The organism is Paenibacillus sp. FSL R5-0928 (assembly GCF_037970385.1).
Classification (GTDB): domain Bacteria; phylum Bacillota; class Bacilli; order Paenibacillales; family Paenibacillaceae; genus Paenibacillus_AQ; species Paenibacillus_AQ odorifer.
The window spans coordinates 5,434,535-5,455,287 of the sequence record NZ_CP150225.1; the positions used below are offsets into that span (position 1 = coordinate 5,434,535).

Annotated in this window: 21 protein-coding genes; all 21 read right to left on the minus strand. The window is 46.0% G+C overall.

Going from position 1 to position 20,753, the window contains the following annotated elements:
• Positions 1 to 40: 40 nt before the first annotated feature.
• The 21 genes from rpoD to MKZ16_RS24700 all read right to left on the minus strand — a co-directional run bounded on the left by rpoD (position 41) and on the right by MKZ16_RS24700 (position 20,517).
• Positions 41 to 1,174, minus strand: a complete 1,134-nt coding sequence (rpoD, locus tag MKZ16_RS24600) for an RNA polymerase sigma factor RpoD (protein ID WP_036683799.1) — start codon at positions 1,172 to 1,174, stop codon at positions 41 to 43.
• 40 nt (positions 1,175 to 1,214) lie between these two features.
• Complete coding sequence (dnaG, locus tag MKZ16_RS24605) at positions 1,215 to 3,050, minus strand: DNA primase (RefSeq protein ID WP_339814826.1); 1,836 nt, start codon at positions 3,048 to 3,050, stop codon at positions 1,215 to 1,217.
• A 24-nt stretch (positions 3,051 to 3,074) separates the two neighbouring features.
• Positions 3,075 to 3,554 (minus strand): DUF188 domain-containing protein, encoded by a 480-nt coding sequence (locus tag MKZ16_RS24610; RefSeq protein ID WP_076103766.1) that lies wholly within the window; start codon positions 3,552 to 3,554, stop codon positions 3,075 to 3,077.
• A 162-nt stretch (positions 3,555 to 3,716) separates the two neighbouring features.
• Positions 3,717 to 5,792 carry a glycine--tRNA ligase subunit beta gene (gene glyS / locus MKZ16_RS24615; RefSeq protein WP_076103764.1) on the minus strand — a complete coding sequence of 692 codons (2,076 nt, stop codon included), beginning with the start codon at positions 5,790 to 5,792 and terminating at the stop codon, positions 3,717 to 3,719.
• Complete coding sequence (gene glyQ / locus MKZ16_RS24620) at positions 5,785 to 6,672, minus strand: glycine--tRNA ligase subunit alpha (RefSeq protein ID WP_036683820.1); 888 nt, start codon at positions 6,670 to 6,672, stop codon at positions 5,785 to 5,787. Before glyQ ends, glyS begins: the two co-directional genes overlap by 8 nt.
• A gap of 420 nt (positions 6,673 to 7,092) precedes the next feature.
• Positions 7,093 to 7,848 carry a DNA repair protein RecO gene (gene recO, locus MKZ16_RS24625; protein WP_036683821.1) on the minus strand — a complete coding sequence of 252 codons (756 nt, stop codon included), beginning with the start codon at positions 7,846 to 7,848 and terminating at the stop codon, positions 7,093 to 7,095.
• A 36-nt stretch (positions 7,849 to 7,884) separates the two neighbouring features.
• Complete coding sequence (locus tag MKZ16_RS24630; protein WP_076098533.1) at positions 7,885 to 8,028, minus strand: YqzL family protein; 144 nt, start codon at positions 8,026 to 8,028, stop codon at positions 7,885 to 7,887.
• 113 nt (positions 8,029 to 8,141) lie between these two features.
• Positions 8,142 to 9,035 carry a GTPase Era gene (era, locus tag MKZ16_RS24635; RefSeq protein ID WP_036683823.1) on the minus strand — a complete coding sequence of 298 codons (894 nt, stop codon included), beginning with the start codon at positions 9,033 to 9,035 and terminating at the stop codon, positions 8,142 to 8,144.
• Between the two features lie 674 nt (positions 9,036 to 9,709).
• Positions 9,710 to 10,129 (minus strand): cytidine deaminase, encoded by a 420-nt coding sequence (locus tag MKZ16_RS24640; RefSeq protein WP_036683825.1) that lies wholly within the window; start codon positions 10,127 to 10,129, stop codon positions 9,710 to 9,712.
• Positions 10,130 to 10,434: 305 nt separating this feature from the next.
• Positions 10,435 to 10,830 (minus strand): diacylglycerol kinase family protein, encoded by a 396-nt coding sequence (locus MKZ16_RS24645; RefSeq protein ID WP_036683827.1) that lies wholly within the window; start codon positions 10,828 to 10,830, stop codon positions 10,435 to 10,437.
• The gene (gene ybeY / locus MKZ16_RS24650; RefSeq protein WP_076103762.1) at positions 10,830 to 11,327 is read right to left on the minus strand and encodes an rRNA maturation RNase YbeY; all 498 of its coding nucleotides are present in this window, start codon (positions 11,325 to 11,327) and stop codon (positions 10,830 to 10,832) included. The genes MKZ16_RS24645 and ybeY overlap by 1 nt, the downstream gene beginning before the upstream one ends.
• Positions 11,324 to 13,579 carry an HDIG domain-containing metalloprotein gene (locus tag MKZ16_RS24655; RefSeq protein ID WP_036683831.1) on the minus strand — a complete coding sequence of 752 codons (2,256 nt, stop codon included), beginning with the start codon at positions 13,577 to 13,579 and terminating at the stop codon, positions 11,324 to 11,326. The genes ybeY and MKZ16_RS24655 overlap by 4 nt, the downstream gene beginning before the upstream one ends.
• Before the next feature lie 14 nt (positions 13,580 to 13,593).
• The gene (locus MKZ16_RS24660; protein ID WP_036683834.1) at positions 13,594 to 14,565 is read right to left on the minus strand and encodes a PhoH family protein; all 972 of its coding nucleotides are present in this window, start codon (positions 14,563 to 14,565) and stop codon (positions 13,594 to 13,596) included.
• 15 nt (positions 14,566 to 14,580) lie between these two features.
• On the minus strand, positions 14,581 to 15,762 hold the full coding sequence (gene yqfD, locus MKZ16_RS24665; RefSeq protein ID WP_036683842.1) for a sporulation protein YqfD: 1,182 nt from the start codon (positions 15,760 to 15,762) through the stop codon (positions 14,581 to 14,583).
• Positions 15,759 to 16,052: a sporulation protein YqfC gene (yqfC, locus tag MKZ16_RS24670; protein WP_076098530.1), complete on the minus strand. Its 294-nt coding sequence runs from the start codon at positions 16,050 to 16,052 to the stop codon at positions 15,759 to 15,761. The genes yqfD and yqfC overlap by 4 nt, the downstream gene beginning before the upstream one ends.
• Positions 16,053 to 16,224: 172 nt before the next feature.
• On the minus strand, positions 16,225 to 16,803 hold the full coding sequence (locus MKZ16_RS24675) for a hypothetical protein (RefSeq protein WP_076098529.1): 579 nt from the start codon (positions 16,801 to 16,803) through the stop codon (positions 16,225 to 16,227).
• Positions 16,804 to 16,821: 18 nt separating this feature from the next.
• Positions 16,822 to 17,826 (minus strand): flotillin-like protein FloA, encoded by a 1,005-nt coding sequence (gene floA, locus MKZ16_RS24680; RefSeq protein ID WP_036683849.1) that lies wholly within the window; start codon positions 17,824 to 17,826, stop codon positions 16,822 to 16,824.
• Between the two features lie 55 nt (positions 17,827 to 17,881).
• Entirely contained in the window at positions 17,882 to 19,267 is a 1,386-nt protein-coding gene (locus MKZ16_RS24685) for an NfeD family protein (RefSeq protein ID WP_076103760.1), read from the minus strand.
• A gap of 118 nt (positions 19,268 to 19,385) precedes the next feature.
• A complete protein-coding gene (locus tag MKZ16_RS24690) occupies positions 19,386 to 19,829 on the minus strand; it encodes a GatB/YqeY domain-containing protein (RefSeq protein WP_036683862.1) in 444 nt (147 codons plus the stop codon).
• 15 nt (positions 19,830 to 19,844) lie between these two features.
• A complete protein-coding gene (rpsU, locus tag MKZ16_RS24695) occupies positions 19,845 to 20,018 on the minus strand; it encodes a 30S ribosomal protein S21 (protein WP_036657994.1) in 174 nt (57 codons plus the stop codon).
• Positions 20,019 to 20,157: 139 nt separating this feature from the next.
• Positions 20,158 to 20,517, minus strand: coding sequence for a histidine triad nucleotide-binding protein (locus tag MKZ16_RS24700; protein ID WP_036683863.1), 360 nt, complete (start codon positions 20,515 to 20,517; stop codon positions 20,158 to 20,160).
• Between the last annotated feature and the right edge of the window lie 236 nt (positions 20,518 to 20,753).

The following is a 20,753-nucleotide window of genomic DNA, read 5'->3' on the forward strand; positions in this document are numbered from 1 at the left end:
CTCCTGCCACTGAGCAGCAGAAGGTCCAGTTCATGAAATACTATTCAAGGAAATCCTTAAGCCGTTTACTGCGGCTAGGGTGACGAAGTTTGCGCAATGCTTTGGCTTCGATCTGGCGAATCCGTTCCCGGGTAACACCAAACACCTTGCCGACTTCTTCAAGCGTTCTTGTCCGTCCATCATCAAGGCCAAAACGCAGGCGAAGTACATTCTCTTCACGCTCCGTGAGCGTGTCCAGCACATCCTCCAGTTGTTCCTTCAGGAGTTCATAAGCCGCTGCATCCGCAGGAGCCAATGCTTCCTGATCCTCAATGAAATCTCCTAGATGAGAGTCATCTTCTTCACCAATTGGTGTTTCCAAGGATACAGGTTCTTGGGCAATCTTCATGATCTCTCTAACTTTCTCAACCGTCAGTTCCATCTCAGCCGCAATTTCCTCTGGGGAAGGTTCACGTCCCAGTTCTTGCAGCAATTGGCGAGAAACCCGAATCAGCTTGTTGATCGTTTCCACCATGTGTACAGGAATACGAATGGTACGCGCCTGATCCGCAATCGCACGAGTGATGGCCTGGCGAATCCACCAAGTAGCATACGTACTAAATTTGAATCCCTTATTATGGTCAAATTTCTCTACTGCTTTGATCAGACCCATATTACCTTCCTGAATCAGATCCAGGAACAGCATACCGCGTCCGACATAACGTTTCGCAATACTTACTACGAGACGCAGGTTCGCTTCTGCAAGACGGCGTTTAGCTTCTTCATCGCCATTCTTAATCCGCATAGCAAGCTCAACTTCATCGTCAGCCGACAACAAAGGAACGCGTCCGATTTCTTTTAGATACATACGGACAGGGTCATTAATCTTGATCCCTGGTGGCAGTGACAGATCGTCATCAAAGCTGAAATCATCGCTGTCTTTATCCTCATTATCCTCACTTGGTCGGAGGCTGTTAACCTCTTCATCGTTCTCGTTTACAACCTCAATTCCCAAATCACTGAGTTGCTCGTAGAACTCCTCCATTTGCTCGGGGTCTTGATCAAACGGCGATAATTTCTCCATAATATCTTTGTAATTTAATGATGATCTTTTCTTACCTTGCTCAATGAGCTGATCCTTCACCTGATCCAAAGTAAATTCTGCTTCCAATTCAGTATGCTGATCGTTCGCCATAATTCGACTCCCTCCTCCCTAGGTACATCCTGTCAACATGTCATTGTCTCTCTAGGGCTATAATCTCACTTGCTATTTGTGCCGCACGCAAAAAGTCACCTGACTTTTCAGCCTGAATCATCTCTTCACGCTTCTGTTCCATTTTGCGTTGCAGTGGGTATTTCCGCACTTCACGAATACAATCATCTAGAACCTGCATATTCCAGTCCGGAGGGGTATCCATCATGGATATTGATGTCGCAGTTTTCTCCAGACGATCATCCTGAAGTGATGATAGAAACCGACTAATGCCGGGTGGTTTGCCTTGCGCGTAATAGGCATATAGATAAGCAGCAATTGCCGCATGATCAACGATGTTGAAATCTTCTCCGAGGCGTTCGCCCACATACGTGGCGGCTTCCGGGTCCTGGATCATAAAGGACAATAGACGCCGTTCCGCGACATGATAAGCGGGTAGTAAGGTCGGTGTCTGCACCTGCCCTTTTTTATGCCTACCATTATTCCACCTTTTGTCGTTATTATCCCCTTCAGGGATGTTTTTTTGCATCGATGCCCTAAGTAAATTACAATCCTGCTTCAAACTATCATATGAAAGTTCGAGTTCAGCAGCGATTTCCTTCAGATAAACCTCTCGCTCTGTTGAGGAATGCAGTGAAGCAATAACTTCTAAGGCTTCCTTGACATAGGCGATTTTGCCATCTTCCTCTAGGAGTATATGGTTTTTTTTCAGATATATAAGCTTAAATTTTATGGATGAAACTGCTGAATCAATAACCTGATCTTTAAATCTTTCTCCTCCATGCTTGGAGATAAATTCATCCGGGTCCACCCCGCTTGGCAGTAAGGCGATCTTTACACGCAGGCCGCTGCCTTCAAGCATCGGAATGGCCTTCATGGCTGCTGCTTGTCCCGCCCGGTCACCGTCGTAAGACAGTATAATTTCATCAGCCAGGCTCTTCATAAGTGCCACATGACCCTCCGTCAAGGACGTTCCCATCGTTGCTACGCCGTTATGCACACCCGCTTCCCAGGATGAGATGACATCTCCGTATCCTTCAAACAGGACGATTTGTCGAGTTTTGCGAATGGATGCTTTGGACTGGTGCAAATTGTACAATATCCGGCTTTTGTTAAACAATCTACTCTCCGGAGAATTTAAATACTTAGGTTGACCCTCTCCAAGTATTCTTCCGGCGAATGCGATTACCTTGCCTGTACGGTTGGCAATCGGAAAAATAATCCGGCCACGGAAACGATCCAAATAGCCTTTGCCCTCACCGCGGGCTGACAGAAGTCCGCCTTTCTCCATTTCCGCAAGGTCAAAATTTCGCTTCTCCAAAAACTGCAGCAAAGTATCCCAGCGGTCCGGAGCATATCCGATCTGAAACTGGTCAATCATTTTATCACTGAAGTTCCGGCCTCTTAAATAGTCCATAGCGGCTTTGCCGTGTTCCGTATTCTTCAGCAAGTAATGATAGAACTTTGCCGACCATTCATAAGCTTGAATCAACCGGTCGCGTTCCGGATCAGGGGGAGACATCATACCTCCCTTACCTTCTGGAACGGGAATATCACTTTCTTCAGCCATTATTCTGACAGCTTCGGGGAAGGTTAATCCTTCGATTTCCATCCTAAATTTGATGGCATTTCCACCCATACCGCAGCCAAAGCAATGAAATACTCCCCGGTCGGGGGTAACAGTAAAGGAAGGGGTTTTCTCCGAATGGAACGGGCAGAGGCCCCATAAATATTTCCCCTGCTTGGACAAATGAACAACCTTAACGACTGTATCGACTATATCATGACGCGCAAGCACGCTTTCGATAACCTCTTCCGGAATATTGCCGTGTCCGCTAGCCACTTCAACCACCTTCATCTCTTAACAAATAAATATAATTCGCTATTGCTCCACATTCTCCTGCAAAAGTATTAAAAGTTTTGTCAGTTTATGTTGAAAATAAGTTTTTTCTTCTGCCGTTATGGGTTTTGGACCCTTGGAATAATGTCCCCGTCTTCGTTCCACGGCCCTGGCATGTCTTCCCTCCAACATAAAATCCATCTTGAAATTGTCGTATTCCTGACCACGAAATGAAAGCACACTGCATCGTTTACCTAGTGCAAGTGCCGCAAGACCATAATCTTGAGTCAATACCACATCTCCTGCAGTAATATGATTGGCAATATATAGATCGGCACTCTGATCTCCTCGATCCACCTGCACAACCGTTACACCCTCTTCAGCTTTCAGTGCATGGTCATAAGAAGATACCATAAGTACCGGAACACCAAAGGTGCGACCTACCTCAGCGATCTCTTTTTTGACCGGACAAGCATCCCCATCCACCACTATCGTTCTAGACTGGGACTTCTCCATGATCATCACCAATTTCCCGTGTAATATATATACGCCCTCTCCGCAAGAAATCCTTCTTTCTAAGCATAAATACGGAACGGATGTCAAATGACGCATTGGCACCGTTCCGTATATTTATACCCCAAACCAACATTCTATACCATAAGATTCAAATTTTCTTGATTAAAATTACCAGACAAGCTTCGCGAAATCAGCGAACGACTTGGAGTCAGCATCAATACCAGCAAGCAGAGCCAAACGGTTAGCACGCACTTGCTCGTCCTCAGCCATAACCATAACGGAATCAAAAAATGTTGTAACGGCGTCTTTTAGACCCGAAAGAATCCGAAGTGCTTCTTCGGCATTTTTTGCCGCCATAGCTTTCAGGTAAGGTGTGTGAAGCTCCTGCCATGTATTGAAAAGCTGCAATTCAGCATCTTCTTTAAGTAAAGCAGAATCAATCACTTCACCGGTTGCTTTACTTGCCAAATTACTGACACGAGTAAGCGAATCTACGGTAATCTTGAAATCTGCTTGGTCGGACACAGCAGCCATAAGAGCACGACTTCTGCCCACAACATCTACCACGTCGTCAAAACCAGCCGCTGTTACAGCGTCCACAACATCATAGCGTACATTGTCAGATAAAAGACGTTTTACACGCAGACCGAAGAACTCGTACAGGTTTATACGTAGTTCATCTCCAGAATGTTTCGTATTTCCTGAGTTTTCATGAATTTCAATCGCCGCTTCAAAAATTTCGCGCAGCGTAATTGGCAATTTATGCTCAAGCACAATTTGGACAATTCCTGCAGCCTGACGGCGCAGCGCATATGGATCCTGAGATCCTGTCGGGATGATGCCGATGGAGAAGCAGCCAACAATCGTATCGATTTTGTCCGCTATGCTGACAACTGAACCGGCTTCTGTTGAAGGTACAGCATCTCCTGCAAATCGTGGCTGATAATGCTCGAAGATCGCTTTTGCCACAGTTTCAGGCTCGCCTGCTTTACGTGCATAATCTTCACCCATTGTTCCTTGCAGCTCAGGAAATTCATAAACCATTTGAGTTACAAGATCAAATTTACAAATATCCGCAGTGCGACTTACTTCGGACACAGCAGTAGCTGACAGTCCAAGCTTCACAGCCAGACGATCAGAGATTTGGCGAATACGGCGCACCTTATCCCCTACGCTTCCCAAATCTTCATGGTAAACAATGTTCTCAAGCTTGGCTAACGCATCGTCAATCTTCATCTTTTGATCTTCTTGATAGAAGAATTTGGCATCTGATAGACGAGCACGAAGCACTTTTTCATTTCCCTTAGCGATAACATCCAATGATTCTGCATTCCCGTTACGTACCGTTACGAAGAATGGCAGCAGTTTGCCAGCTGCATCAAAAACAGGGAAATAACGCTGATGCTCACGCATCGAGGTAATCAGCACATCCTGAGGAATCTCTAAGAAAGATGGATCAAAGGTTCCAAAGAGCACGGTTGGTGTTTCTACCAAGAACAGTACTTCTTCCAAAAGATCTTCTTTAATCGCAATTGTCCAGCTTTTCTCTTCAGCCAATTTGTTGATTTGATCCAGGATGAGCGTTTCCCGTTCCTTCACATCCACAAGTACATGCTGCGCACGCATGCTCTCCACATATTGTGCAGGCTCCGAAATTACAGTCTCTGTACCGAGAAAACGATGTCCACGGCTCACATTACCCGCTTTTACGTCCGTAATTTCCAAATCAATGATCTCTTTACCAAAAAGAGCAACCATCCAGCGAATCGGACGAACGAATTTAAAATCGTAAGCTCCCCAGCGCATATTCTTCGGGAAAGTCATCGCATTTACAATACCCAGAAGTCCTTCTGTGAGCAAAGAAGCAGTCTCTACACCCGCACTATTTTTTGTGGCATAAATATATTCCACGCCAGCTAGCTCTTTAAATGTAAATTGCTCTGGAGATACACCCTGACTGCGGGCAAATCCTAGTGCAGCTTTACTCCAGTCGCCGTTAGCATCCAGCGCGATTTTGCGTGAAGGTCCTTTGACCTCTTCACTAATATCCTCTTGCTTCTCAGCCGCGTCCTTAACAAATACAGCGAGACGACGCGGGGTAGCATATGCAGTAACTCCAGCATGGTTTATACGTGCAGAATCCAACCACTTGGACATTCTATCTTGCAGCTGTTCCATCGCAGCACGGATAAAACGTGCAGGAATTTCCTCCAGACCGATCTCAAACAGGATATCTTTAGACACGGTCAGCACCTTCTTTCTTCAGCAGCGGGAAGCCAAGCTTCTCGCGTTCCTCAAGATATGTTGCCGCTACGGAGCGGGCAAGATTACGCACTCGGGTAATAAATCCAGTCCGTTCAGTTACACTAATTGCTCCACGTGCATCGAGTAGATTAAAGCTATGTGAGCATTTCAACACATAATCGTAGGCTGGAAACACAAGATGTTTCTCCATCGCTCTACGCGCTTCCTCTTCATACATGTTGAACAGCGAGAATAACATTTTTACATCCGATACTTCAAAAGTGTAGGTAGAATGCTCAAACTCCGGCTGATGAAAAACATCACCATAAGTCATACCGCTTACCCATTCAAGATCGAACACATTTTCTTTATCCTGAATGTAAGAGGCTAAGCGCTCCATACCGTAAGTGATTTCTACAGCAACAGGATTCGCTTCGATGCCACCTACCTGCTGGAAGTAAGTAAACTGAGTGATCTCCATACCGTCCAGCCATACTTCCCATCCCAGACCTGCACAGCCCAGCGACGGATTCTCCCAGTTATCCTCTACAAAACGGATGTCATGCAAGAGCGGATCAATACCGAGTGCTTTCAAGCTATCCAAATAGATCTCTTGAATGTTATCTGGTGAGGGTTTGATGATTACTTGGAACTGGTGATGCTGATACAGACGGTTCGGGTTCTCTCCATAACGACCATCGGAGGGACGACGTGAAGGCTCTACGTAAGCCACTCTCCAAGGCTCAGGACCTAGCGAGCGTAAAAAAGTCATAGGGTTCATCGTGCCGGCGCCTTTTTCTGTGTCATAAGGCTGTACGATGATACAGTTCTGTTCAGCCCAGAACTGCTGCAGTGTCAAAATCATCTGCTGGAAGTTCATAATACCGTCTCCTTCGCTTTACAAGTTTTTTACAACAGCTTGCCTAAAACTTTCTACCATGGAGGCGGCACTTTTAGCTCCTGACAGCAACAAAAAGCCCCCGCCCCCATGCCTGATTAACAGACATAGGGACGAGAGCTTAACTTATTCTCCCGCGGTTCCACCCTACTTGATTTCATACCTTGTATGAGCAAGTTTGCTGCCAAGACAAGAACGAAATCCACTTTCACTCGCCGCATCCGTACTCCCGGGTGCCATGTTCATGAACGTTGTCCCGCCAGGCTTCCACTGCCCCCAGCTCGCTGAATAACGACAATACAGTCCACTACTTTCCCGATCAATGCACGCCTCTCCCCAATTGGAGCATAACGACGATCATATAATAAACTGATCCTATAGTAACGGAAAAATCAGTTTTCGTCAAATCTTGTACTTGTCGAGCTGGTCTAGGAAACTTTGTGACTTCAGCTTTAATCCGAGTTGCACATCCATAAAGGCCCGCATAATTTTTTTCAGCTCATCCCGGCTGCTTTCCTTTACATCCACATTGCCTAGTCTAGTTAGGTCAAGTCTGGCGAATAATCGCAGCAGCTTCAACGCACGAGCAGAGACCTCCATGGCTGGAGGGTCATTATGTTTACAACTGCGGCACAGTGCTCCACCAAGGCGAGGGCTGACCAGCAGTTGATCATCCGGCTTCTCGGCACCACAAATTACACAAGAATCGAATTCAGGACCATAACCGGCTGCCTGTAAGATTTTCATTTCAAAGACATTTATGATAACGCCGGGTTCCTTGTCCTCTTCAAGTGCATTAAGACAGGCCGTAAGCTGGCGAAACCAGAAGCTTCCCGTTTCCTCATCATGCAGAACACGATCAAGCAGTTCACACGCATAAGACGCATAAGCAGCTTTGATCAAATCCTCACGGAGCGGATGGTGAGACTTCGTAATTTCGCCAGAATTCAGTGTCCCAAGTCCTCCGTTATTTCTAAAAAAAACAAATTCCCCAACGGTGAACAGTTGGATCAATGCAGCATGGCGGCTCTTGACCTTCTTTGCGCCACGCACCAGAACCCCTACTTTTCCCGCGTTCTCGGTGCAAAGCGTAATAATTGCGTTCCCCTCGCCGTAGTCCATGCTGCGGATGACGATCCCTTCCACCCTGTGTAGCATGCCTCTTCCCCCAACCATTCGGCAAGCAACCAGTCCTTATTGCGCTTCTTCATCACAGGCCTTCTCTTCCTCCACTAGCTGTAATCCACTATCTTCAAGCGGATGGCCAGCTTCCTTATACAGCAGGTAAGCATCGACGTCTCCTGTCATTGCAAAATACTTCCACGAAAAGTTTCGCATTCGTATTCATCCTTTCTTGGGAAAGACGATGTCTCTTATCAAGAATTAGGATGGTGCGATGGAGCAGGTTCTATCCTTGCAATTCCTACCAAACGAGGAATAACGGAATTAACTTAAAGGTCTTTATGGAAGCCCAAATCCCGCAGAACGCGGTCCTGATTGCGCCAATCTTTTTTCACTTTTACCCATAGCTCCAGAAAAATCTTCGAACCCAGCAGGTTCTCAATATCTGTCCGAGCCCGTCTGCCGACCTCTTTCAGCATTGCCCCTTGCTTGCCGATAATAATTCCCTTTTGGGAATCACGCTCAACAAAAATAACAGCTGAAACATGTACTACTCCATTAGGCTCAACCTTCATATCTTCGATGGCTACAGCAATAGAGTGCGGCACTTCTTCACGAGTCAAATGCAGAATTTTCTCCCGGATTAATTCCGCGCAGACAAATTGCTCGGGGTGATCCGTGATTTGATCTTCCGGATAATACTGAGGGCCTTCCGGCAAGTACTTGGCAACCTGCTCTAACAGCGTGTTAACATTGCTGCCCATCTTCGCAGAAATCGGAATAATTTCGGCAAAATCATGCAGCTTGTTATATTGGGCCATAAGCGGGAGCAAAGCTTCCGGCTCTATTTTATCGATCTTGTTGAGCACCAGAATCACCGGTGTCTTCAGACCATTTAATTGCTCGGCAATGTAACGGTCTCCACCGCCCAAGCCCTCTGACGCATCCACAAGGAATAACACAGCTTCTACTTCACCCAGTGTACTCATTGCAGTCTGGTTCATGTAGTCGCCTAGCTTGGACTGTCTTTTATGAATCCCCGGTGTGTCCAGGAATACGATTTGTGAAGTGTTTGTTGTGTAAACACCATGAATTTTGTTTCTGGTTGTCTGTGGCTTATCCGACATGATGGCAATCTTCTGGCCAATGACCTGATTCATGAGTGTTGATTTACCTACGTTTGGTCTGCCGATAATTGCGACAAAGCCTGATTTGAATTTCATATTATCTTCCTTCCATACTTACCTTCTAGTTCAATCTTTTTCAATCATTCAATCTTTTTTTAAAAGCTTTTTCGCTCCCCCTGAATCTCCCTCAGCCAAGGGGGACCCCAAGGGCCGCGACCCTCTGGACACCCGAAAATAGGCGTACCCGCAACGTTCGACGGGATTAGAGGGACGGTTGTGCATGAGCGCTTTTGTCCCCTGTTGGGGACACGCTTCACTGTCGCTTATTAACACGGTTCGCATTAAGCTCACCATGGAGAAAAATTACTGAGATGCAGCTTACAAGCAGGGTTTCAAGTTACGATGGGCAAAGAATCGCTGGCGGCTTTTGCCGCGGCGCTTACCTCGTAATATTACTCTAATAACACATAGTTTGCACCAGTTTAGCCTAACTTGGTAGAACTAGAACACTTTTAATTGTATTTTGTACAACTAATTTTAGTTTGAGTTTATGTTTTGGTGCTTTAGTTGTATTCTGTGCAATTAAATCCTGTCTTAAGAGCCTAATATGGACTTTATCATAAATTTAATTGTACTATCTGCAACTAAATTCATTTTTGTGGGAAAGAGTAGCAATTTAACTGTACATTGTGCAATTAAAGTAGCAACCTTCGTCTAACTATGCCTAATTTGCCTTTATACGGGCACAGGCATTAAATCAAAACCTCATTTTATTCTGAAGCTTGTCCTTGCTTTAGATCTACGGGACCAAAAGCGCCTGGAAGCAATTCTCCCACCGTAGTCTCAACGATATCACCCTTCATGTTTCCAAGAATAACCTTCATATCTGGTGAACACAACTCAATCATTACTTGCCGGCACACACCGCAAGGTGAAACGGGGCCGTCAGAGTCAGCTACTACGGCAATTGCTTTAAAAGAACCAACAGCATGTCCATCCGCAATCGCACGGAATAATGCTGTCCGTTCCGCACAGTTGGTTGGGCCAAAAGCAGCATTTTCCACATTACAGCCGTGGTGAATATGACCATCCTGATCAAGAAGGGCAGCTCCCACTCCGAATCGGGAATATGGAATGTAAGCTTTAGCTCGTGCTTTAATCGCCTCTTGCATAAGAAGAGTAGAATCCATATTTTGTCCTCCTAAAGTTTTGTGAGTATTGACTTCGTTGATTTTTCTTCGCACAAAACTCACTTCGTAAGCATACGCTCTGTTTTGTTTATCGTAACTTCCTGTTATCACTTCAACAAAACTCACTTCGTAAACATCTAATTAGTTTCGTTTATCGTTATTTTCTCAGCATGCACTAAATTTTATCAGCGTACTTCATGAGATATATTCGGGTACATAACTCACTTCAAAATTATTCAGTAACGAAAGAGGCGGAATCGCAAAACGCGGGTCCGCCTCTCCCCTGAATTGATTTTGTATCCTGATTATGACATAAGTCCGCTAATCCAGTCCATCACAGGCTGGTAAAAAACATAGATCCCGACTAAGACAGCAAACACCGCCGTGAGAAGCACAGCTCCTGCGGCGGTATCTTTTGCTCTCTTAGCCAGTGGATGAATCTCTGGCGAGATCAGATCAACCGTCGCTTCAATTGCCGTATTGAGCAGTTCGGCAGTTAGGACAAGCGTGATCGAGAACAGCAGCAACATCCAACTGGCCAGCGGAAGTCTGAACACGGCAGCGGCAACTAGCACAACCACCGCTAAACAGCAATGCACCTTCATGTTAAGCTCGGATTTGAATGCCGACACTAAGCCTTGCGATGCAAACCGAAAAGAGTGCCAGAACTTCTTGTGCCCTACCGCCGTGTTCTTCACCATTAGCGCGTCAACCCAACCTGAGATAGTACTTTTTCTTGCTTGGACATCATTTCTGCTTCTGAGGTTTCATCCTGATGATCATATCCTAACAAATGCAGAAATCCGTGAACAAAAAGAAAACCAAGCTCTCGTTCCAGTGAATGACCGTATTCCAGCGCCTGCTCCTGCGCACGAGTTACGGAAATGATTATATCCCCAAGTACGTCTGGAACATCTTCCAGCGCCTCGCCTTCCTCTACCTCGTATATAATGTCCAGCTCGTCCTCTCCGCTTTCATTCATAGCAAAAGAAAGCACGTCCGTCGGACGGTCAATTCCCCGATATTCTAAATTCAACTCATGTATACGAGCGTTATCGACAAAAGTAAGAGCTACCTCGCCCCGATCGATCCCTTCCGCTTCACCTGCTTTTTGCAAAATACTCTCCAGCAGCGTAATGAGATCGTCCTTTATCTCGTATTCTTCTTGCTCGTTATCCCAAACGATCTCCAAACTCATGGGTTAGGTGCCCCTTCCTCTTTTTTCGGCTTACGCACATCTTCTGGGTATTCGATCCGTGAATGGAAAATTCCCATAACCGTCTCCTTCAGAGTCCGTGCAATAATATCCAATTCTTTAATCGTCAAATCACATTCGTCAAACTGATGATCATCCAGTCGACTTTTAATAATCTTCTCAATCATCGTTTCCACCTGCAGAACAGTTGGCTTACGCAATGATCTCACTGCAGCCTCGACACTGTCGGCAATCCCCACAACGGCTGCTTCCTTCGACTGGGCTTTCGGTCCAGGATAACGGAAATCTTCCTCGGTAAAATCAGCCTCGACACCTTTTTCTTCAGCCAGCTTCAGTGCCTTATGGTAAAAATAATGCAGGAACGTTGTTCCATGATGCTGCTCAGCAATGTCACGGATTGGTTTTGGCAGCTTATATTCTCGTTGCATTTCCACCCCGTCACGGGCGTGGGCAACGATGATAGATTTACTAAGCTTCGGTTCAATAGAGTCATGTGGATTTTCCATATTATTCTGATTCTCGATAAAATAAAACGGACGTTTTGTTTTGCCGATATCATGATAATACGATCCTACCCGGCATAATAAGCCATCTGCTCCAATTGCTTCCGCGGCAGCCTCCGACAGGTTACCTACCATTACACTGTGGTGATAGGTTCCCGGGGTTTCGGTAAGCAGCTTGCGCAGCAGCGGGTGGTTTGGATTAGACAATTCTACCAGCTTCAATGCTGATAGAATACCAAAGGTTGCTTCGAAGAAAGGCATTAGCCCAATCACAAGCACAGCCGTCAATAGACCCCCTGCAAAAGCAAAACCAACCGAATACAAGGTACCTACCTCTTTCCATGCCCCTCCGCCTAACAGTATCTGCATAAAAACTGTCAGACAGCCAAAAAGCGATACCATAATCCCGCCTTTAAGGAGCGTGGAGCGTTGACCCGCACGGTGAGTCGCAAAGATAGCCACGTAAGAAACCACGATGGCAAAGAAACCAAAGTTAAAATCAAAGATTGAGTTCTGCTGCACATTCAAAATAACACTCGCCAGTACACTGAATAGAATGGAGCAGAAATAGGCCAAAGGCATGTCCAGAAGCATTGCAATTAACATTGCGCCTATCGCCACTGGTGCCAGGAATCCGATATAAGATCGAACATCGGTCTGCAAAACAGCGGCCAGCCGCATAGAGATAATAGTTATAACAAATACAAGCACCAGCATCAATAGCTGAGAATTGTTGTACTTAAAGCCTGAGGTACCGCCAGAATAACGAATGAACGCAAGCAAACCGACGGAGAGCATCGCAGAGAGAATCAATAGGCCTAATTGGGGCCAGTAATTCACCTCATTGCTTAGTAGGCCATTCTCATCCAAAAGAGTGTAGAGCTCTGGAGTAATTAACTGCCCCTTAGCAACAAGCGTGTCCCCTTGCTCGATGAATACATCAGGTGTGTTCTCCCGAGCTTGTACCTTCGCTTCCTTGGTGGCATCCTCATCGTAGAACTTGTTACTTGTGATCACAAGACGTACAAGCTCCTGAACAACCTCACGCGCTGTACGCTGGCTTAGAGAACTAATACTGACCTGTTCCGCTACCTTGGCGCGAGCAGTCTGCGCATCCGTAATCTGATCATTCATCAGCCTAGTTACAATATCTCGGGCGACAGGCTTCATCTCGATAATGTCCTGAGAGGTCAGGCGCGGAATCTTAATGTAAGTCTCTTCCGGAATGACATAGGTCTGCTCTTTGATGACAGATTGCATTTCATCCAGAAGGTGATCTGAATAAGTAGCGCTGCCTCGATTGGAAGCTACGAAATTCAAGATGAAGTCGCTGGCTCTCTGCGGAATCTCATCACGATAAATCCCCGTCTTATCGCTTTGCGAAATCAGATCATCCTGATTGAGGCGATCTATCCGGTCCAGCAGTGAGGTCACAAGGTTGTCCGCCCTCATCGGGATAATTTTGTACTTGGGAGATACGCTTTCAGCCGCTTCCTCAGCCGCCTTTAACGTAGCTTTGGTGTCCTTAATTTGTTTCGGTGCCGTTATTTCCTTTGCACTGTAAGTATTCTCTTTAATATCATATTTCTTAGGTAGCAATTCTGGCGACAAGCTGAAGTAGAACACTAGTCCGAGTAACAGGAAAAGAGCATAGCGTGTCACTGCGCTATACTTCCATCCGTTGTTCGTATATACAAATCCGCTTAATTTAGATGGTTGCTTTGAAGCCATGAAGACAATCCCCTTTATTGGAGGTTTTCGGCAGAGCGGTCATAGGCAACGATAATTTTCTGCACCAGGGAATGCCGTACAACATCCTGTTCCGCGAAGTAGACAAAGCCAAGTTCTTCTATGCCGGATAAAATCGCTTTGGCTTCAATCAAACCGGATTTCTTGCCGCGGGGCAGGTCAATCTGGGTAACGTCACCTGTAATCACCATTTTGGACCCGAAGCCGAGTCGAGTCAGGAACATTTTCATTTGCTCAGGTGTGGTATTCTGTGCTTCATCCAGGATGATAAATGAATCATCCAGTGTACGTCCGCGCATATAAGCCAGCGGAGCAATCTCAATCAATCCCCGTTCAAGCGCCTTAGCCACCTGATCGGGTCCCATAACGTCGTATAACGCATCATAAAGCGGACGCAGATATGGATCTACCTTTTCTTGCAAATCCCCTGGAAGGAATCCTAGACTCTCTCCTGCTTCTACTGCGGGACGCGTAAGAACAATACGCTTAACCGAACCCTCTTTCAGTGCCGTAACTGCAAGCACCACTGCCAAGTAGGTCTTCCCCGTTCCTGCAGGACCGATTCCGAATACAATATCACGCTTCTTGATCGTTGTCACATAATGCTTCTGGCCGACCGTTTTGACACGGATAGGCTTTCCGCGAAAAGTTGTAGTAATTTCTCCTTTGAACAAATCGAGCAATTGATCAGCACGAAAATCTTTCGCCAGTTCCACAGCGTACTGCACATCACGTTCAGTAAGTATGTAACCGCTACGAATGAGGGACAGTAGCACATTAAACAATTGCCCCAGCATGTCTACTTCCCGCTCAGCTCCACGAATCGTTAGCTCAGCTTCACGCGAATCAATAATGGCGGGAATTTCACTCTCGATGATTTTTAAGAATCCATCCTGCGGGCCAAACAGCGATTGCGCTTCTCCCGCATTTTGCAAAGATATACGAATGCTTGCAGTCTGTTCTGACAAGTAGCCTCATTCTCCTCAATTGTTTACTATTGGCAGTTCTTCGGAAATTTTTTCTTCTACTTCAAAGATCACTTTCATATAAACTTTACCATTCTCTTTCTTCTCATGCAAAACTTTTTGACTTTTGATGACGCTATCAACACCATATCGAGCTAAAATATCATTCTTAGCCCGCTCAATTCCCCTCGCAACTCCGGCTTCTGGAGTTATCGTATCCTTTGTTTCATTGATCTCCATTTCTTTCTCAGTCATCAGGCCCAGCGGCAGCTCAATAGAGCGCCAAGACAGCGGATCATGCTCTGTGAGCGTCTTTGAATTCTCAAAGGCGGATTTGCCATAACCCCACAGCTGAATAGCCCATTTCCCCAACACAAGATAAGTGCGATCCTTACGCTCCCCAGTGTAGGTGCTATTTGTTGTTTTAAGAGGGACCTCGATATTGTACTCATGCCAAACCAAGCCCTTAACCTCACCCTTGGCTACCACATACTCTACATTTTCTTCGTCTCCAAGAGCACCGGAAATCAGGATATCTCCTTTTTTCACACGCGAATTACGCGCAACTACCGGTCTGCCCTGTTCCGCATATATTTCTGTTACCACCGCATCTGTTCGGCTAATTAAATGGCGCTGGCTAAGCAAAGGTTTGATGTCGGGCTGTTTAGCCTCTACAACCTGAATTTTGATGCTCGTCCCCGTCCGTTGCAGCCCTATCCAAGAAACACCCGGTAAATGGGCCAGCAGCCCCTTAGAGAGCTTGTCCGGCTCCTCCAGACGCCATATCCACTGAAAAGGGTACACCCCCTCCTGGCGAGCAGCAGCCAATATATCCTCAGAGGCAATCTTTTCATTTCCTTCGACTCTAATACTCCATACCATCGTAGATAACATAAAAAGTGTAATTCCAAACATTAAAATACCTATGCCAAAAAATTTCCTTTTCCACAGCCGTGCCATAAGAAATGGAAGTCCGCTTCTACCGGTAACGTGCATACGACAGCCTGTCTTTTTTAAAATCGGCCGGAGGACATAAAAATCATCCAGAAGCAGCTTAAGGGAAGCGCCGCCCTCAGCGGGCCTCACATCCCAAATCATGATTCCTGCTTCAGAAATGAAATTAATAAATCGCTCCACCTGAGGTCCCGTCACATGCAGTGTAACGAACCCCCGCAGTGATGACAGAGGTGGCTCCTTCATGATCTCTCCTCGCTTTCGTTATATCTGATCTCCCCGATAACGCCTTCTACAGCCAATTCCTGGCCTAGAATATTTCGGATGACAAGTCCCTCGCCTTTGATTTCAAGCGATCCTTTAGCTAACGCGAGCTTAAGCTGACCAGAGGAAAAATGCAGCACGCCGCGATGGTTCTCAATATGCAGTTCCTTATTGCCGATCAGGGTGATCCGGGGCATTTCCTGTAATAAGTCCTGTGGTAGATCCAGTACCCCGTTTGTCCATCCCCGCAGCCTGCGGCCAATACGGGTCATAAGTAGACGTTCCCCCTTCCTGCCTTCTGTACACCTTATGCGGCAACGCTTTTTTTTATGAGAAGAAGTAACAAAGGAGGACCCTTCTAGTGTGAAAAAAGCAAAAAAAGCCCCGGCAACCTATCGTAAAGATAGGAAACCGAGGCTTTATTGTTACTATGATCCGTAAATATTATCTTCGGGTGGAATGCGGCTGGCGAGAACGCGGTGGTCCCAGAATCTCTGCCCAGACTACACCATTGCGCAGGTCGTCACGACTCCCTGTTCCATGTGTCTGGTCTGCCGCAGAGGGTGAGTTTGTGTTCTTAGTCTTATTTGATCTTTTGGAATCTGCACCCGCTATCCCGTCAAAAGCAGATTGAAGGCGCCGCACCTCTTCTTGCATTCTTTGTGTGCGTAATTCAACTCCGTCATCGGCATGCTCCAAAGACATTCCTTCTCCAGTAGAATAATCTGGAGTTGGTATATACGCAGGTTCTGGAAAGGCAGGAGAGGCATCATACTCCCGGTTATCCTCTGACATCGACTGCCGGGAAGAGGTGTTAACAGGAGCAGGAAATCCACTGCCAGACTCCGCTTGGCGCCCTCCATCGATATCCGGGCGCTTTACCCGGCGGAGCGGAGAATCCTCTCCGCCCCCAAAAGTGGGCATCCCCCCGCGAGGAGCTCCTTTGGGCTTGTTTTTAGTTGCTTTATTCACATTGGATACGATCGCGAATATAATAACCGCAATAATATAGATCCAGCTCATGGAGATTCACATCCCCTTTTATTTATTATTGTTAGGACGGTTATTGTCGTCCTGATCATTCATTTTGCCGAGAGATCCCCGCATTTGGGTATCTGCCTCGATGTTTTTGATATTCATATAATCCATCACGCCGATTTGGCCATTTCTGAGCGCCTCAGCCATCGCCATAGGCACCTGAGATTCAGCTTCTACAACAAGAGCCTTCATCTCTACTACGCGCGCCTTCATCTCTTGCTCGTGAGCGACAGCCATCGCTCTGCGTTCTTCCGCCTTGGCTTGGGCAATACGTTTGTCCGCTTCTGCTTGCTCAGTTTGTAGATAAGCACCGATGTTCTTGCCTACATCGATATCCGCAATATCAATGGAGAGGATCTCAAAAGCAGTACCTGAATCCAGACCTTTGGACAATACCGTCCGCGAAATCAAATCCGGGTTCTCAAGGACATCTTTGTGGGAATCACTCGAACCTACTGTCGTTACAATCCCTTCACCAACACGGGCAATAATCGTTTCTTCACCCGCACCACCCACGAGACGGTCGATATTGGCACGAACGGTTACGCGCGCTTTTACCTTAACTTCAATCCCGTTCTTAGCAACAGCCGCAACAACCGGTGTCTCAATTACACGAGGGTTAACGCTCATTTGCACAGCCTGCAGCACATCACGTCCTGCAAGATCAATGGCTGCTGCGCGAGTAAATTCCAGAGGAATATCTGCACGTTGTGCTGCAATAAGCGCATTAACCACCCGGTCTACGTTACCACCTGCGAGATAGTGACTCTCCAGTTGATTAATGTTCAGTCCAAGACCTGCCTTGGTCGCTTTAATCATTGGGTTAACGATACGACTTGGGGTTACACGACGCAGTCTCATCGCCACCAGTGTAATAATACTGATTCTAACGCCCGACGCTAATGCAGAAATCCAGAGCATAACCGGGAAGAAACTTAAAAACACGCTTAATACAATAATCACCACTACCGCGATAAACAGAATAGGAATCAAAGATGCTTCACCCATACTATATAACCTCCGTAAATTTATTCTAGAACTGTTATTGGTTCCAGTGTTTACCTTATTCCTTGATTTCTTTCACAACAATCCGTCCGCCCTCTACTTTAATAATAGAGACCGGTGCATTAGCACTAATAAAACTACCTTCTGTAACAACATCCACACGTTCGCCGCCTATCATAGCCGTTCCTGATGGACGAAGCGGAGTAATACTGGTTCCTGTAGCGCCTAATAAGCTAAGCTTCTCTTCTACGGGCACAAATCCCTGATCTTTAGTAAGGCTTTCCTTCAAAATAAATCTGTTCCAGATCCCTCGTTCTTTAAAAATGACCGCAACAATTACTACAACTATAGTCGCAGCTACGAAAGAGATACCTAGACTGAGAAGTGCATGCTTATAGCTGTAAGCAGCTCGTACGACACCCGCTACAAGGCTAACAGAGCCGAGCAGCCCCAATATTCCGAAGCTAGGCACAAAGAGCTCCAGCACAAGCATGACAAGCCCAATGATAAACAAGAGCCAAGTTTCCGCTCCGGCGAATCCTGCAACATAGTTGCCGAAGAAATATAACACAAAAGCCAATGTCCCGATAATTCCTGGCGCACCAAAGCCTGGAACAATCAGTTCAATTACAACGCCTGTAATCCCAATGAACAGCAGAATCGTCATAATAATCGGATTGGTCAGAAATTGCGACATTTTTTCCGCACCGGTATGCTCTACGCGAAAGATGTCGTCTGTAGTATATCCAAGCCAATGAATTGCTTCTTCAGAGGTATCTGTAATTTGATCAGCGTAACCAGCTTTTAAAGCTTCTTCACTAGACAAGGCAATGATTTCTCCCTGTATCTTAGTCACACCAAGCTCTGGCTTATCCACGACCAAATTACTATCCACCATACCAGCGGCAATGTCTGGATCACGCTCATTCAGAGCAGCAGCACCGATCATTTTAGATCTCCAGTAGGATATCATTTTGGCATCATCGACTTTTTGACCATTCATGTCTACCAAGGAAGCGGAGCCGATCATACTGCCCGGCTTCATGATTATTGCACCTGTATTAAGTGCTATGTAACTGCCTGCAGAAGCGGCATCACCTTTAATATAGGCAGCTGTTGGTATTTCACTCTCTCTTACCATCGTCCCAATCTCTTCTGCCGATTTCACCAGCCCTCCAGGTTTATCGACCTCTAGTAGAATAAGGACTGCTCCATAATTAGCGGCTTCTTCAAATCCTCTTTCCAAAAAGCTTTGCAAACCCCGTTCAATCTTTTGATCTACCGGAATAATAAACACGGGACCTTGTTTCAGCTCACTGTTCGTAACCCCCGGTGTTTTCGGGGCTGCCCCGTCAGCGCTTACATTCGTTGCAAAGGGTGTCAGGAGGAGTAACAGCAGGACCACAGGAATGCTAGCTAACAGTATTTTCCGTAATCTTCTCAATGATTTTACCTCCCTTCTTTAGCTTGACCCAGAACTCATAACCCTTAATACGCTGAAATTGGATTTACGTTTCATTACATAGAAAAGCACCCCTTTTGCAAGGGGTGCTAGTGCTATATTATTGCAGAAATTGCAGAACCGCCTGGTTCACGAGTTTACCATCAGCGCGACCTTTGACCTTAGGCATCAGTGCGCTCATGACCTTCCCCATTTCGCTCTTCGAAGAAGCACCGGTTTCCTGGATGGTCTGCTGTACAATTACTTTAATTTCTTCTTCGGAAAGTTGCTCGGGAAGATATTTAATAATAATCTCGATTTCTGCTTTTGTACTCGCGGCAAGCTCGTCGCGACCCGCTGATTCAAATTCTTGGAGGGCATCTTTGCGCTGTTTGATTTCACGACTAAGGATATCAAGCACTTCGTTGTCGTCCAATGTTCTCTTCAGATCTATTTCAAGATACTTTATTGTAGAACGAACCATTCGAATCGTGGAGAGCGTGAACTTGTCCTTACTCTTCATCGCTTGCTTCATATCTTCGTTCAATCTCTCGCTAAGATTCATGCGTGGGTAATCCTCCTAAAACTTTCTCTTACGAGCAGCCTCAGACTTCAGCTTTTTCTTAACGCTCGGCTTTTCGTAATGTTTGCGTTTCTTCACCTCAGCCAAGACACCATCTTTTGCGATGGAACGTTTAAAGCGACGAAGTGCAGCATCAATTGTCTCGTTTTTGCGAACTTTCGTTTCAGACACAGGTTTCCCCTCCCTCCGACCATACCGTCCAAGAGCATAACACGGTTTATCAAACTCCATTATAGGTCAAACGGAAATAACGTGTCAACCTTCGTGCTATTCTTTTTTCTGGCAAGTTCTTCAACATTAAATGATTATGCTATGCGTGGGAAGCTGAGTTTCCAGTGAGCGCACCCAGCTTGGCTCCACCCAGCAGGTGATAATGAAGATGAGGCACAGCTTGTCCACTATCAGGCCCGCAATTATTGATTAAACGATAACCAGACTCAGCAATCCCAAGGTCTTTGGCGATCTGTTGGGCTACACTGTGGATTTCAGCAATTAGCGGAAGATCCTCAGGTGTAACATCATTCATTGAAGCAATGAACTTCTTGGGAATGATCAACACATGTACCGGTGCAGCCGGCTCGATGTCGTAAAATGCAAGAATACGTTCATTCTCAAATACTTTTTTGGAAGGAATAGTACCCTCAATAATTTTGCTAAACACGGTCTCCATAGAGTGCTTGCCTCCTAAAAATTGGTGAAATTCCACTTCATCATAAGATAATCATACAGGATAATCATCAATTACGAAAGCAGCAAGCAAACTCAGTATAATCAGCACCAAACTGTATCTGTTACAGAATGAACCATTAAATAAATATATCAACACCGTTAGGCCTAAAAAAGACAAAAAAAAGAGAAACACCCTTCACAGCTTATAAAGCTGATTCGGCGGCGGACGTATGAAAA

What these genes read in the sequence shown, in the direction of transcription:
- rpoD (WP_036683799.1), bottom strand. Translation starts at nt 1,174, where the DNA reads ATGGCGAACGATCAGCATACTGAATTGGAAGCAGAATTTACTTTGGAT.
- dnaG (WP_339814826.1), bottom strand. Translation starts at nt 3,050, where the DNA reads ATGAAGGTGGTTGAAGTGGCTAGCGGACACGGCAATATTCCGGAAGAG.
- MKZ16_RS24610 (WP_076103766.1), bottom strand. Translation starts at nt 3,554, where the DNA reads ATGATCATGGAGAAGTCCCAGTCTAGAACGATAGTGGTGGATGGGGAT.
- glyQ (WP_036683820.1), bottom strand. Translation starts at nt 6,672, where the DNA reads ATGAACTTCCAGCAGATGATTTTGACACTGCAGCAGTTCTGGGCTGAA.
- recO (WP_036683821.1), bottom strand. Translation starts at nt 7,848, where the DNA reads ATGCTACACAGGGTGGAAGGGATCGTCATCCGCAGCATGGACTACGGC.
- MKZ16_RS24630 (WP_076098533.1), bottom strand. Translation starts at nt 8,028, where the DNA reads ATGCGAAACTTTTCGTGGAAGTATTTTGCAATGACAGGAGACGTCGAT.
- era (WP_036683823.1), bottom strand. Translation starts at nt 9,035, where the DNA reads ATGAAATTCAAATCAGGCTTTGTCGCAATTATCGGCAGACCAAACGTA.
- MKZ16_RS24640 (WP_036683825.1), bottom strand. Translation starts at nt 10,129, where the DNA reads ATGGATTCTACTCTTCTTATGCAAGAGGCGATTAAAGCACGAGCTAAA.
- MKZ16_RS24645 (WP_036683827.1), bottom strand. Translation starts at nt 10,830, where the DNA reads ATGGTGAAGAACACGGCGGTAGGGCACAAGAAGTTCTGGCACTCTTTT.
- ybeY (WP_076103762.1), bottom strand. Translation starts at nt 11,327, where the DNA reads ATGAGTTTGGAGATCGTTTGGGATAACGAGCAAGAAGAATACGAGATA.
- MKZ16_RS24655 (WP_036683831.1), bottom strand. Translation starts at nt 13,579, where the DNA reads ATGGCTTCAAAGCAACCATCTAAATTAAGCGGATTTGTATATACGAAC.
- yqfD (WP_036683842.1), bottom strand. Translation starts at nt 15,762, where the DNA reads ATGAAGGAGCCACCTCTGTCATCACTGCGGGGGTTCGTTACACTGCAT.
- yqfC (WP_076098530.1), bottom strand. Translation starts at nt 16,052, where the DNA reads ATGACCCGTATTGGCCGCAGGCTGCGGGGATGGACAAACGGGGTACTG.
- MKZ16_RS24675 (WP_076098529.1), bottom strand. Translation starts at nt 16,803, where the DNA reads ATGAGCTGGATCTATATTATTGCGGTTATTATATTCGCGATCGTATCC.
- floA (WP_036683849.1), bottom strand. Translation starts at nt 17,826, where the DNA reads ATGGGTGAAGCATCTTTGATTCCTATTCTGTTTATCGCGGTAGTGGTG.
- MKZ16_RS24690 (WP_036683862.1), bottom strand. Translation starts at nt 19,829, where the DNA reads ATGAATCTTAGCGAGAGATTGAACGAAGATATGAAGCAAGCGATGAAG.
- MKZ16_RS24700 (WP_036683863.1), bottom strand. Translation starts at nt 20,517, where the DNA reads ATGGAGACCGTGTTTAGCAAAATTATTGAGGGTACTATTCCTTCCAAA.